Origin of the sequence: Duganella guangzhouensis, from assembly GCF_009674535.1 — a bacterium.
Classification (GTDB): domain Bacteria; phylum Pseudomonadota; class Gammaproteobacteria; order Burkholderiales; family Burkholderiaceae_D; genus Rugamonas; species Rugamonas guangzhouensis.
Window position 1 is genome coordinate 44889 of the sequence record NZ_WKJK01000007.1, and the last position, 13458, is coordinate 58346.

The window sequence follows — 13458 nt, forward strand, 5'->3', positions numbered from 1 at the left end:
CCGGATCGGCGTGGCCTCAAATTGCGCTACGCGCGTTTTAGCCCAGTTCTGCTACCAGTTGTGGCACGACTTCGAACAGGTCGCCTACGATGCCGTAGTCGGCAACGGAGAAGATCGGTGCTTCCGGATCTTTGTTGATGGCGACGATGGTCTTCGAGTCTTTCATGCCGGCCAAGTGCTGGATCGCGCCGGAGATGCCGACCGCGATGTACAGGTTAGGCGCGACGATCTTGCCGGTCTGGCCAACTTGCCAGTCGTTCGGCACGAAGCCTGCGTCCACCGCAGCGCGCGATGCGCCCATGGCGGCGCCCAGCTTGTCCGCCAGCGGTTCCAGAATCTTGAAGGCTTCGCCCGAACCCATGCCGCGGCCACCGGAGACGATGATCTTGGCGGCGGTCAGTTCCGGACGGTCCGACTTGGCGACTTCGCGGCTGACGAAGGCCGATTTGCCGATGTCGGCAGCGGCAGTCACAGTTTCCACGGCGGCCGAACCACCGGTGGCGGCAGCGGCGTCAAAGCCGGTGGCGCGCACGGTGATGACTTTGACGTTGTCGGTCGACTGTACGGTGGCGATGGCGTTACCAGCGTAGATCGGACGCTCGAAGGTGTCCGGCGAATCCACTTTGGTGATTTCCGAAATCTGTGCCACGTCCAGCTTGGCGGCCACGCGCGGCAGGATGTTTTTGCCGTAGGCGGTGGCTGGCGCCAGGATGTGGCTGTACGAAGCAGCGATTGCCAGCACTTGCTCAGCGACGTTTTCGGCCAGGCCGTCAGCGAAGTAAGCGGCGTCGGCGTGGATGACTTTCGATACGCCGGCGATGGCGGCGGCAGCGGTGGCTGCGGCGCCCGCGTTCGAACCGGCCACCAGCACGTGCACGTCGCCGCCGGCTTGCGCCGCTGCGGTAACGGTGTGCAGGGTGCTGGCCTTCAGGCTGGCGTTGTCGTGTTCAGCGATAACTAATGCGACCATTTTCGTGTTCCTTTAGATGACTTTAGCTTCGGTGCGCAGCTTGGCGACCAGGGTGGTGACGTCCGGTACGATGATGCCGGCCGAGCGTTTCGCTGGTTCAGCAACTTTCACGGTTTTCAGGCGCGGGGTGACATCGACGCCCAGGTCTTCCGGCTTGGTCACGTCCAGCGTTTTTTTCTTCGCCTTCATGATATTTGGCAGCGTCACATAACGTGGCTCGTTCAGGCGCAGGTCGGTGGTGACGATGGCTGGCAGCGTCAGCGACAGGGTTTCCAGGCCGCCGTCCACTTCACGGGTCACGACCGCTTTGCCGTCTTCCAGCACCACTTTCGAGGCGAAGGTCGCTTGTGGCCAGCCCAGCAGCGCAGCCAGCATCTGGCCGGTCTGGTTGGAATCGTCGTCGATCGCCTGTTTGCCCAGGATGATCAGTTGTGGCTGCTCTTTGTCAGCAATCGCCTTCAGCAGCTTGGCCACGGCCAGCGGCTCCAGTTCGGTCGCGGTTTCCACCAGGATGCCGCGGTCGGCGCCGATCGCCATCGCGGTGCGCAGGGTTTCCTGGCACTGGGTCACACCAGCGGAGATGGCCACCACTTCGGTGACTTTGCCAGCTTCTTTCAGGCGGGTCGCTTCTTCAACAGCGATTTCGTCGAATGGGTTCATCGACATTTTGACGTTGGCGATATCAACACCGGTGCCGTCGGACTTCACACGTACCTTGACGTTGTAGTCGACCACACGTTTGACGGGTACCAAGACTTTCATAGCTGTGCCTTTGGGAAAAAATAAGAATTCGGGACTAAATAATGTGGGCTAGATTATATGAGAAATCCAGCCCGCACAAGAAATCAAAGCACGATCGTGCTATTTTTTGCTAGTAGAAATCGTCTAAAAATAAAAGCACACAGACGAATTTCTGGAAGGGAAAAATACAGCGCGGATTATTTGCGCTGCATCAAAAAGACAAATTCACGGCCGGTTTGGACGTGCGACAACAGGGCGTTGCCGGTTTGTTTGCAGAATGCCTGGAAATCACGGACGGAACCCGGATCGGTGGCCATGATGCGCAACACTTCACCGCTCTGCAGTTCGGCCAGTGCCTTTTTTGCTTTCAGGATAGGCAACGGGCAGTTCAGGCCGCGCGCGTCCAGTTCCTTATGAAATTCGATGATTTCGTTTTCAAGTATCGTGTCGCTCATCAAGAAACCTGCTGTTTGTTGGGGAGGTGTCGTCATACTACTCCTTTTCCGGTCGAATGACGCGCTGCACCAAAATAGTTCGTTGTACGTTGCAAGTTCGCAACGCGAGCTGGAAAGTATACAACAGCTGACTCCAGACGACAACGGCCTGCGCACGATGTTAAATCCCGCGCAGGCCGCATTAACACAGCTTTACAACAGTTTCTAGCCGCTTAAATGCGCGACGAAATCCACTCCGAAACACCAGCCAGCGCGCCTGGCAGGCCGCTAGGATCGGTGCCGCCGGCTTGCGCCATATCAGGGCGTCCGCCGCCTTTGCCGCCCACTTGTTGTGCGACAAAGTTGACCAGCTCACCGGCCTTGACCTTCGAGGTGGTGTCGGCGGTGACGCCGGCGATCAGGCTGACCTTGCCGTCGTTAACCGATGCCAGCACGATGGCGGCCGTTTTCAGCTTGTCCTTCAGCTTGTCCATGGTTTCGCGCAGCGCGGTCACGTCGGCGCCGTCCAGCGTTGCCGCCAGCACCTTGATGCCCTTGATGTCGACCGCCTGGCCAGCCAGCTCATCGCCCTGCCCCGCCGCCAGCTTGGACTTCAGTGCCGCCAGTTCTTTCTCCAGCGATTTCACCTGGTCCTGCACCGCGCCGATCTTGACGGTCAGCTCTTCCGGATTCGATTTCAACGCGGCGGCGGCTTCGTTCAGCTTGCGTGCCATGCCCTGCACCAGCGCCAGCGCGCCTTCGCCGGTCACGGCTTCAACGCGGCGGATACCGGCCGCAACGCCGCCTTCCGACACGATCTTGAACAGGCCGATGTCGCCGGTGCGGTTGACGTGCACGCCGCCGCACAGCTCTTTCGACGAGCCGATATCCATCACGCGCACTTCGTCGCCATACTTCTCGCCGAACAGCGCCATCGCGCCGTGCTTGACCGCGTCGTCAAACGACATATTGTGCGACTGGGTGGCGTGGTTTTCCAGAATCTCTTTGTTGACGATGGCTTCCACTTGCGCGATTTCCTCGGCGGTCATCGGCGCGTTGTGGCTGAAGTCGAAACGGGCTTTGTCCGGATCGACCAGCGAGCCCTTCTGTGCCACGTGCGAACCCAGCACTTCACGCAGCGCTTTGTGCATCAGGTGGGTAGCCGAGTGGTTGCGGATGGTGCGGCCGCGCTTGGCCTGATCCACCGTCGCGCTGACCGCGTCGCCCACTTTCAGCGCGCCAGAAGCCAGCACGCCGTGGTGACCGAACACATCGGCTTGGATCTTCAGCGTGTCGCTGACGTCGAACTGGCCGGCGGCAGCGGCGATCACGCCCTGGTCACCCACCTGGCCGCCGGACTCGGCGTAGAACGGGGTGGTGTCCAGCACCACGATGCCCGACTGGCCAGCCGTCAGTTCCTGCACCGGCGAACCGGCCGAGTACAGCGCGATGACCTTGCTGCTGTGATTCAGGCTGTCGTAGCCGACGAATTTGTTTTTCTCGCCCGAGTATTCAACCTTGGCGTCCTTGACCGACTTGCCGCCTTTACGCGACAGTTCCTGGCTTTCTTTCAGCGCGGCGTCGTAGCCTTCCTGGTCGAACTTGATATCGCGTTCACGGCAGATATCGGCGGTCAGGTCTGGCGGGAAGCCGTAGGTTTCGTACAGCGTGAAGGCGGTGGCGCCATCGATGCCGGTGGCGTCTTTCGCTAGTTGGGCTTCCAGCACTTTCATGCCGGTTTCCAGGGTTTCGCCGAAGCGCTCTTCTTCCGCCTTCAGCATCTTGGCGACGTTGTCCTTGGCTTCTTCCAGCTCCGGATAGGCCGCGCCCATCTCGATCGCCAGGTCGGCCACCAGCTTGTAGAAGAATGGCTTGGTCTGGCCCAGCTTGTGGCCATGACGCAGCGCGCGGCGGATGATACGGCGCAGCACGTAGGCGCGGCCTTCGCTGCCCGGAATCACGCCGTCGACAATCATGAACGCGGCCGAACGGATGTGGTCGGCGATTACGCGCAGCGATTTGTTTTCCAGGTCGGTGGCGCCGGTTTCGCGCGCGGCGGCTTTGATCAGCGCCTGGAACAGGTCGATCTCGTAGTTCGAGTGCACGTGCTGCAGAACGGCGGCCAGACGTTCCATGCCCATGCCGGTGTCAACCGACTGCTTCGGCAGCTTGTGCAGCACGCCTTGCTCGTCGCGGTTGAATTGCATGAACACCAGGTTCCAGATTTCGATGAAGCGGTCGCCATCTTCTTCCGGCGAGCCTGGAGGACCGCCCCAGATATCGGCGCCGTGGTCGTAGAAGATCTCGGTGCACGGGCCGCATGGGCCGGTGTCGGCCATCTGCCAGAAGTTGTCCGACGCGTAGCGCGCGCCCTTGTTGTCGCCGATGCGGATGATGCGCTCTTTCGGCACGCCGACTTCGTTGGCCCAGATATCGTAGGCTTCGTCGTCTTCCTGATAGACGGTGACGGTCAGTTTTTCGGCCGGCAGCAGGTAGACCTTGGTCAGCAGCTCCCAGGCGAAATTGATGGCGTCGCGCTTGAAGTAATCACCGAAGCTGAAGTTACCCAGCATTTCGAAGAAGGTATGGTGGCGCGCGGTGTAGCCGACGTTTTCCAGGTCATTGTGCTTGCCGCCGGCGCGCACGCAGCGCTGCACCGAGGTGGCGCGGCTGTACGGGCGGCTATCGGTGCCGGTGAACACGTCCTTGAACTGCACCATGCCGCTATTGGTCAACAGCAGGGTTGGATCATTGCCTGGCACCAAGGAGCTGGACCGGACAATGGTATGACCCTTAGATTCGAAGAATTTGAGGAACTTCTCGCGGATTTCAGATGATTTCATGTCGTATGGGTGAGATAGCTGGCTGGCGCAAAATCGCAAAAGAGTGATTATGCCACAGCCAGCACGTCTGCCCCAGCTAGCGGGTGGCCAATCTCACCACAGTCTCGCCCATTTCCCCGCTATCGGCCATGCGGGCCGGCACCGCCATCAGCACTTCGCCGCCGATGTCGCCATCCGGGCTGCGGTCGATCTGGACCTTGATCTTGCGGTCCAGCGCAACAAAGGTGTTGCGATTGGCCGCCACCAACTTGTGCTTGCCCTGCCCGCTGACTTCGGCATACATGGCATAGTCGTTGCCGGACAGCGTAAGCGTTTGCCCGTTCGACAAGGTGTATTCGCCGCGGAATTCCTTCATCTGCGTGCGTTCCATAAAGTAGTGCCGCGCCGGCAGATCGATCGACAAGCGCGGCGCGGGAATCATCACGCGATCGTTGTTTTCTTGAGCCTGCACGCACAGCGTCGCGCACAGCAGCGTACCCAGCAGCCATTGAGTTTTCATTGTGGAGCCCCCATTTTTTTATCCGACGCTCGCCAAACGGAGCGCTGTCTCCAGTCTAGGCAGCGGCCGCCACGGCGGCATCACTCGAACGACTGAGTCGGCACGCCATGCAGCATCGCCACCAGTTCGCCCTGGCGCCGGGTGCCGGTCTTGCGGAACAGCTTTTGCAGATGGGTTTTAACGGTGTGCATGCTGATGTCCAGCGCCTGCGCGATGTCTTCCAGCGCCTGACCGTGCGCCAGCGCCCGCGCCACGCCGGCTTCGGCCGGCGTCAGATCAAACAGCTGCATCAAAACGGGGCACGACAGTTGATGGGCATCGGGGTCGCTGACCATGACGATCGCGCACGGCGACAGCACGGCGCTGGTGCCCTCGGGCGGTACAAACGGTGCCACCGTCAGCAGCAGCGGCGGACGCGATTGGCGCGGCAGGCTGAGTGCCTGCGGCAGGTGCGCGCTGTGGTGGCCATCCAACGCGGCCGCCACCAACTGCGCCAGGGTGCGGTCGCCACTCCAGCTGTCCTGCAACAGCTTCTCGCCATGCAGCCGCAAAGCCGTATCACGTTCCAGCAGTTCAGCGGCCGCCGCATTGGCATGCAACAGCCGCAACTCCGCATCGACCAGGAAGACCGCGCGATCCACCCGATTGAGCGCGCCATCCAGATAGACCGCAACCGCATTGAACGTTGGCGTCAGTTGCATATTTCCTCCCGCGCGGCGGCATGCCCGTCACTCAGGATACACGCAGAATGCGGCAGCGGAATTAAAAGCTTTTTATGAGAAGCCGCTTACCGCCTAGCCTGCGCCAATCGGCTTCAGAACTTGTAGCGTGCGTTGATCTGCAATTCGCGCGGGTTGATCGGCGTGACCGTGTAGCCATCCGAGGTGTAACCCAGGCGGTTGCCGATGTTGACCAGCGTGACATCGACACTCCATTTTTTGGTTTTGTAAGTGGCGGTCAGGTCGACACTGGACATGGTCGGCAGCACCACGCCATTGCTCGGCAGCGTGGCATTGCGGCGCGATTCGAACACATAGCCGGCGCCCACACTCCAGGCCGGCGACAGGTCGTAGCCCAGATACACGCTGGAGAACCATTTCGGCACGCCAGCCAGCAAGGCGCCCACTGGCAGCACGGTATCCTGGCTGACCGAGGCGTCGGTATAGGCCGCCGACAAATCCAGCTTGAGCGCCGGCGTGAAGCTGTAGCTCAAGTCCTGCTCAACGCCACGGCTGTGACGGCGGCCGGAGTCAATCTGGAACGCCGGGCTGGTCAGATCCTGGGTCAGCACATTTTTGCGGGTGATCGAGAACACCGAGGTGGTGGTTTTCAGCGATTCATCCGGCGCCGTGTACTGCAGGCTGCCCTCGGTCTGCGTGCCCGCTTCCGGCTTGAACAACTTGCCGGTGGCGCTCTTGGCGCCGATCTGCGGCCGCGACGAGTTGGTCCAGCTGAGCGCGGCGATCCATTGCGGATGCAGCTGATAGGTCATGCCGACGCGCGGCGAGAACAGCGAGTCGCTGAACTCGGAGCGGCTTTCGCCGACATCCTGCAGGTAATTGCGGTAGTGCTCGGCACGCACGCCCAGCAGCAAGCGCAGGTGCTGGCTCAGCTGGAAACGGTTCTGCGAATACAGCACCACGTTGTCGGTGCCGTAAGCCTGGTCGGCCAAGGTATCCAACGCGCTCGACATGCTGGCGCCATACACCGGATGGTAGAGATTGATGCTGGCGGCGCTGCCCACTTCCAGTTTATAACGGTAGTGGAAACGGCCGACTTCCACGCCCAGCAGATAGTCCAGCGGCACCGAGGCCAGTCTGGTACGGCCGAGAATCTCGGACTGCGACACGAAGATATTCTGATCGGAGCGGTCGCGCTGCGACACCCGCTTGACGTTGCCGGCCGCGTCGACCAGATCGCTCAGCGCGTAGTTATAGGTGTCGTAGGTCAGGCCTTTGTCGCTGAAACTTTCGGACTGGAAGAAGAACGCCTGGCGCAGTTGGGTGCTGCTGTTCAGCTGATATTCCAGCGAGACGCGGGCGGTGTTGTCGACGATGCGGGTCTTGTTGCTGGCTTCGCCTAGGAAGCGCGTGGCCGGCACCGACAACAAGGCCTGATTGGCCAGGAATTGCGGATTCCAGGTCATGTTCACGTAACCGCCGTTATACGATGCCTTGATCTTCAGGTCGCGTGTGACCCGCCATTCGACCACCGGCGCCACGATCACCGAATCGCGCTTGTTAAGGTCGGCGTAGGTGGAGCCGGTGTACGCCTGTGCATTGACGCGGTAGGCCACATCGTCCACCACATCCGCCACGTCCAGCCGCGCGCGCGTCATGCCGGGGCTGGTGGTGAACAGGCTGATGTTGCGGTAATCCTTCAGGCCGGGCAGCTTTTCGATGGTGTTCAGGTCGCCACCGGGCTTGCCGTTGCCGTACAACGCCGAGGCTGGCCCCTTCAGCACCTCGATCGCCTCCACCGCGCAAATACACTCGGTGCCCAGATAACCGTAGTCGCGGTGACCGTTGCGCGACGCGCTATCGTTCTTGAAGCCGCGCAGGAAGTCGCGGTTGAACTCGGAGCCGCCGAAGGTGGCCGGCGCCACCGCGCCGCTGGCGTCCAGGTCGGTACGCTCCACCACCAGCGCTGTCACCGCCCGCTCCAGTGCGGTGTTGGCGGTGCTGCCATCGTCGGTAGTGACGGTCTGGGCACGGGTATCGAAGGCGGCGCACAGCGCCAGCATCAGCGCGGGCGAGCGCAACTTGGTGGACAAGGTTTTTTTGGACATGAGTTATTTTTCTTGAAATGGGCACTGCCAGCGTCGTGGCGCCAGCATGGAAAAACTGTCGCTTAAGCAACAGTCCGCTGCATCATAACGGAGAAAAATGGCAAAAAACCGGCTTGTAGCACGTTTGTGCTACAAGCATGGGTCACACGAAGGCCGGGCCGATCAGGTCGATACGGTCGGTACAGAAGCCGTCCACGCCCCAGGACAGGATCTCGCGGGCGCGTTGCGGATCGTTGACGGTGTAGCAGAACAGGCCATATCCAGCGGCCTTGATGCGCGCCGCCAGCTCGGGGTTCAGGTGCTTGTGGTTGGTGTGGATGGCCACCGCTTGCAGCTGTTCGGCCTGTTGTTGCCAGTCCACAGGGATCTGGTCCAGCAGATAGCCGCGCGGCAGTTCCGGTGCGGCGTCGCGGGCCGCCGCCAGCGCCTCGAAGCTGAATGAGGACAGCAGCGGATAGCCGGCCGGGTCGCCGGCCCGCAGTTCGTCGGCATAACTGTCGCGGGTGATGCGCGCCACCCAGGCGCCGGTGGCGGCCTCGTGGCCGTCGGCCGGCTTGATTTCGACGTTCATCCAGATCCGCTGCGCTTTGCAGTAGTCGATGAACTGGGTGTAGTACGGCACCGGCTCGTCGCGAAATTGCGGGCCGAACCAGCCGCCGGCGTCCAGCGCGGCCAGCGCGCTGGCATCGGTTCCAGCCACGCTGCCGTGGCCGGCCACGGTGCGGCCGAATTCAGGATCGTGCATCACCATGCCGATGCCGTCGCGCGACAGCATCACGTCGAACTCGACGGCGCGGAAGCCGTAGGCCAGACCGGCGCGCAGGCCAGCCAGCGTGTTTTCCGGCGCCAGCTTGCCGCCACCACGGTGCGCAACGATTTTAGGATAGGGCCACATGATGGCAACCTTATCATGAATTGCACTACATGCACTACACTAGCGGCCTGATTGTTCTACTCAAAAGGTTATACCAGTCATGACAGCTCCAAAAGCGCTAGGCCATCTTCGCGTGCTCGACCTGAGCCGCGTGCTGGCGGGTCCGTGGTGTTCACAAAATCTGGCCGATCTCGGTGCCGACGTCATCAAGATCGAACGTCCCGGCAGCGGTGACGATACCCGTGCCTGGGGTCCGCCGTATGCGCGCGACGCCGACGGCAACAACACCAGCGAAGCGGCTTATTACTTGTCGGCCAATCGCGGCAAGCGTTCGGTCACGGTGGATATCGCCAGCGCCGACGGCCAGCAATTGCTGCGCGAGCTGGTGCGCCATGCGGACGTGGTGCTGGAGAATTACAAGGTCGGCCAACTGAAGCGCTATGGCCTGGACTACGAATCGCTGAAGGCGATCAAGCCGGATCTGGTGTATTGCTCGGTGACCGGTTTCGGTCAGGATGGTCCGTACGCGCATCGCGCCGGCTATGACTTTCTGATTCAGGGCATGGGCGGGCTGATGTCGGTGACCGGCGAGCGCGACGACCTGCCGGGCGGTGGGCCGCAAAAAGCCGGCGTGGCGCTGACCGATCTGATGACCGGCATGTACGCCACCATCGCCATCCTGGCCGCGCTGACGCATCGCGACCGCACTGGCGAAGGTCAGTACATCGATATGGCTTTGCTGGATGTGCAGGTGGCGATGCTGGCCAATGCCGGCAGCAATTACCTCAACAGCGGCAAGGTGCCGAAGCGCTGGGGCAATGCGCATCCGAATATCGTGCCGTATCAAACCTTCCAGTGTGCGGACGGCTATATCATCGTCGCCACCGGCAATGATGGGCAGTACCAGAAGTTTGTCGAGGCCGGCGGCCGGCCCGAGCTGGCCTTGCACGAGCGCTATGCGACCAATCCGCTGCGGGTGCAGAACCGCGACGAGCTGGTGCCATTGCTGGCCGAGATGGTGCTGCAACATCCGCGCGATTACTGGATCTCCACGCTGGAGTCCGTTGGCGTGCCCTGCGGCCCGATCAACAATCTGGACGAGGTCTACCAGAACCCGCAAGTGCAGGCGCGCGGCGTGGTGATGGACGTGCCGCATCCGACCGCCGGCACCACCAAGCTGGTGCGCAGTCCGATGCGCCTGTCCGCCACCCCGGCCGACAACGCGGTCGCCCCGCCACTGCTGGGCCAGCACACCGACAGCGTCCTGCGCGACCTGCTCGGCCGCAGCGACGCCGACATCGCCGCCCTGCGCGCGAAAGGTGTGCTGTAGAGGATTTCAGCGCCCGCGCAAGCGCTCCCGATCCGCGCGCCGCATCTCGGCCCTGACAGCGCGGATCGCGCCGCGTACCGCTCCGGTAAGCGGCGCAAAGTAGATGCGCAGCGTCTCCTTGAACATGCGCTTGGCATAGCTCTCGTTCATAACATTTCTCCTTTCAAAAAATCCCAGGCGGAATAAAGTACGAAGCAGCAAAACAGCAGCACGTCGACGACAAGCATAAAGTGCGCTGTCAGCGCGATCAGGTAGTAGGTGAAATCCGCCACGCCCAGCTGATGTACCCATTCCGACAGCAAGTCGACTGCGGCAGCGACGGCCGATAACGTCAGAAAGAAAACAAAGCTGTAAGCGAGCCGGACTATCTGGTTCATGACTGTTTGGTTATGGTCCATGTTTATTCAGGCCCCATGCTGGCGGCCTGCTCCACGTTAGATGTGCAGATCGCGCTTGAGTTCCTGGATTTGGCTGTGCATGTGACTGACCGCGCCTTTGATCTGGCCGGATAACGTGGGGATGTATTCGCAGATGCGCTTGGCCTTGCCGGCCTGAAGGTCGAGATCGCGCACCAGCTTGCGGATGCGCGCCTCGTCCGCCGCCGGCAATATCTCGCGCGCCTGGTCGCTCAAGCGGTCCAGCTGTTCGATGCAGCCGCGCAGCTCCCTCGGCAGCCCAGGCTCGGCCGAGGCGGCCTGCGCCGCCAGCCGTACCGCGCGCTCGACAAAATAAAACCGGTGCTGAAGATCGTTGGTATGCAACATGATGTCCCTCCTTGTCAGAATTCGCCCGAGCGAATTCGACCGCGAAGCACACCCGCCAGTTTCAACAACCAAGCGCGGCTCTGATGCAGATCAGGCCGCAGTCAATTAGACCGCCAGGCGCGCCATGTCGACAAAGGCCCGCAACGCCGACGACATGCGGCGCTGACGCGGGTAATACATCATCAGTCGCGTGCTGGGCGGACACCATTCCTCCATCACCCGCACCAGCCGGCCGGCATCCAGATGCTCCTGCACGCTGTGCTCAGGCAGGAAGGTCAGCGCCACGCCATCCAGCGCCGCGCGCAGGCCCAGCCGCGTATCGCCGGCCGACAGCCGCCCCGGCACATCGACTTCCATCTGCACCGAACCGCGCCCCAGCTCCCATTTGTAGACATTCCCGCGCGGGAAGCGGTAGCGCGTGCAGTTGTGGCGCGCCAGATCGTCCGGATGGCGCGGCACGCCATGCCGCCGCAGATACGCCGGCGAGCCCAGCACCACAAAGCGCTGCGCCGGCCACACCGGCACCGCGATCATGTCCTCCGGCACATGCTCCTCATAGCGGATGCCCAGATCGAAACCGCGCTCAACGATATCCACCATGCCATCGTCGCTAACGATATCCAGGCTGATATGCGGATACGCCTCCAGATAGCGCTGGATCAGCGGACCGATCACCATCACCGCCACATCGCGCGGGCTGTTGATGCGCAGCGTGCCGGCCGGCGAGGCGCGGTACATATTCATCTCTTCCAGCGCCTGGTTGACGCTGCCCAGCGCCGGCTGCAAGCGCTCCAGCAAATGCTTGCCGGCCTCGGTCAGTGCCACGCTGCGCGTGGTGCGGTTGAACAGGCCGACGCCCAGCCGGTCCTCCAGCGTGCGCACCGCATAACTGACCGCCGATGCCGACAAAGCCAGCTCCGACGCCGCCTTGCGGAAACTGCCGTGCCGCGCCACCGCCGCGAACACGCCCATGTGAGACAGATTATCCAATTGCATTGTGCAGATTTCCTGTTTAATTTATGCAGACCAACGCGCTTGTTTCCTCAGGCGCCAGGAAATTATAGTGCAAGGACAGATAACAATCGTGTTTATCCTCACCCAGGAGTCCTTATGTACCGAGTTCATGGCTATGCCGCCCACAATGACCATTCCAACCTTGTTCCGTTCAACTTCGAGCGCCGCGCGCCCGGCCCCCACGACGTCGTGATCGACATCCTGTACTCCGGCGTCTGCCACTCCGACCTGCACCAGGTCCGCAACGACTGGGGCAACGCCATCTATCCAATGGTGCCGGGGCATGAAATCGTCGGCCGCGTCAGCGCGGTTGGCAGCGAGGTGCGCAAGTTCAAGGTGGGCGACCTGGCCGGCGTCGGCTGCATGGTCGACTCCTGCCGCCATTGCTCGGCCTGCCAGGAGGACCTCGAACAGTATTGCGAACACGGCATGACGGTCACCTACAACGGCCAGGAGCGCGACAGCGGCGCCCCAACCTATGGCGGCTACTCGGACCTGATCGTGGTGGACGAACACTTCGTGGTCAAAGTATCGGAGCGGCTGGACCTGAAAGCGGTGGCGCCGCTGCTGTGCGCCGGCATCACCACCTACTCGCCGCTGCGCCACTGGAAAGTCGGTCCCGGCCACAAGGTTGGCGTGATCGGCCTCGGCGGCCTGGGCCACATGGGCGTCAAGTTCGCCAAGGCCATGGGCGCGCGGGTGGTGATGATTACCACCTCGCCGGACAAGGGCCGCGATGCCCAGCCTGGGCGCCGACGAGGTGCTGCTGTCCACCGACGCCGCCGCCATGCAGGCGCACGCCAATAGTTTCGATTTCCTGCTCAACACCATTCCGGTACCGCACGACATCAATCCCTACCTGACGCTGCTGCACCGCGACCGCACCATGGCCATGGTCGGCGTGCTGACCTTGCTGGACCCGCCGCCGGCCGGCGTCAACCTGATCCTGGGCCGCAAATCGGTGGCGGGCTCGGCCATCGGCGGCATGAAGGAAACCCAGGACATGCTGGACTTCTGCGCTGAGCACAACATCGTATCCGACGTCGAAATCATCGCCATCCAGGACGTCAACCTGGCCTACGAGCGGCTGGTGAAAAATGACGTCAAGTACCGCTTCGTGATCGACATGGCGACGCTGAAAACGCCGGGCTGACACGCTGCGGTTTGTCCAGGACGCACAGCAGAACCTAGCTGTGCGACA

At 61.9% G+C, this 13458-nt stretch carries 13 protein-coding genes and 1 pseudogene; 2 read left to right on the top strand and 12 right to left on the bottom strand.

The window, feature by feature from the left end:
* Positions 1-37: 37 nt before the first annotated feature.
* From GJ699_RS14640 to ugpQ, 8 genes are all read right to left on the bottom strand, one after another.
* Positions 38-970 (bottom strand): electron transfer flavoprotein subunit alpha/FixB family protein, encoded by a 933-nt coding sequence (locus GJ699_RS14640; protein ID WP_154377420.1) that lies wholly within the window; start codon positions 968-970, stop codon positions 38-40.
* A gap of 12 nt (positions 971-982) precedes the next feature.
* A complete protein-coding gene (locus tag GJ699_RS14645) occupies positions 983-1732 on the bottom strand; it encodes an electron transfer flavoprotein subunit beta/FixA family protein (RefSeq protein ID WP_154377422.1) in 750 nt (249 codons plus the stop codon).
* A gap of 176 nt (positions 1733-1908) precedes the next feature.
* Entirely contained in the window at positions 1909-2166 is a 258-nt protein-coding gene (locus tag GJ699_RS14650) for a sulfurtransferase TusA family protein (RefSeq protein WP_072787281.1), read from the bottom strand.
* Between the two features lie 212 nt (positions 2167-2378).
* Positions 2379-4988, bottom strand: a complete 2610-nt coding sequence (gene alaS, locus GJ699_RS14655; protein WP_154377424.1) for an alanine--tRNA ligase — start codon at positions 4986-4988, stop codon at positions 2379-2381.
* A gap of 76 nt (positions 4989-5064) precedes the next feature.
* Positions 5065-5487: a hypothetical protein gene (locus tag GJ699_RS14660; RefSeq protein ID WP_154377426.1), complete on the bottom strand. Its 423-nt coding sequence runs from the start codon at positions 5485-5487 to the stop codon at positions 5065-5067.
* 80 nt (positions 5488-5567) lie between these two features.
* A complete protein-coding gene (locus tag GJ699_RS14665; protein WP_154377428.1) occupies positions 5568-6188 on the bottom strand; it encodes a helix-turn-helix transcriptional regulator in 621 nt (206 codons plus the stop codon).
* A gap of 113 nt (positions 6189-6301) precedes the next feature.
* Positions 6302-8275 (bottom strand): TonB-dependent receptor, encoded by a 1974-nt coding sequence (locus GJ699_RS14670; protein ID WP_154377430.1) that lies wholly within the window; start codon positions 8273-8275, stop codon positions 6302-6304.
* Positions 8276-8417: 142 nt separating this feature from the next.
* Positions 8418-9170: a glycerophosphodiester phosphodiesterase gene (gene ugpQ, locus GJ699_RS14675; protein WP_154377432.1), complete on the bottom strand. Its 753-nt coding sequence runs from the start codon at positions 9168-9170 to the stop codon at positions 8418-8420.
* Positions 9171-9249: 79 nt separating this feature from the next.
* Between ugpQ and GJ699_RS14680 the strand changes: the two genes are divergently transcribed.
* Positions 9250-10479 carry a CaiB/BaiF CoA transferase family protein gene (locus GJ699_RS14680; protein WP_154377434.1) on the top strand — a complete coding sequence of 410 codons (1230 nt, stop codon included), beginning with the start codon at positions 9250-9252 and terminating at the stop codon, positions 10477-10479.
* A 6-nt stretch (positions 10480-10485) separates the two neighbouring features.
* Here the strand turns inward: GJ699_RS14680 and GJ699_RS34170 are convergent, their stop codons facing one another.
* From GJ699_RS34170 to GJ699_RS14695, 4 genes are all read right to left on the bottom strand, one after another.
* Positions 10486-10629 (bottom strand): hypothetical protein, encoded by a 144-nt coding sequence (locus GJ699_RS34170; RefSeq protein ID WP_195763549.1) that lies wholly within the window; start codon positions 10627-10629, stop codon positions 10486-10488.
* Complete coding sequence (locus tag GJ699_RS14685; protein WP_154377436.1) at positions 10626-10856, bottom strand: hypothetical protein; 231 nt, start codon at positions 10854-10856, stop codon at positions 10626-10628. Before GJ699_RS14685 ends, GJ699_RS34170 begins: the two co-directional genes overlap by 4 nt.
* 57 nt (positions 10857-10913) lie before the next feature.
* Complete coding sequence (locus tag GJ699_RS14690; RefSeq protein WP_154377438.1) at positions 10914-11243, bottom strand: hypothetical protein; 330 nt, start codon at positions 11241-11243, stop codon at positions 10914-10916.
* A 105-nt stretch (positions 11244-11348) separates the two neighbouring features.
* The gene (locus tag GJ699_RS14695) at positions 11349-12239 is read right to left on the bottom strand and encodes a LysR family transcriptional regulator (protein ID WP_154377440.1); all 891 of its coding nucleotides are present in this window, start codon (positions 12237-12239) and stop codon (positions 11349-11351) included.
* A 114-nt stretch (positions 12240-12353) separates the two neighbouring features.
* On the opposite strand from GJ699_RS14695, the pseudogene GJ699_RS14700 reads away from it, so the two are divergent.
* Positions 12354-13410 (top strand): annotated as a pseudogene (locus tag GJ699_RS14700) (NAD(P)-dependent alcohol dehydrogenase).
* Positions 13411-13458: the final 48 nt, after the last annotated feature.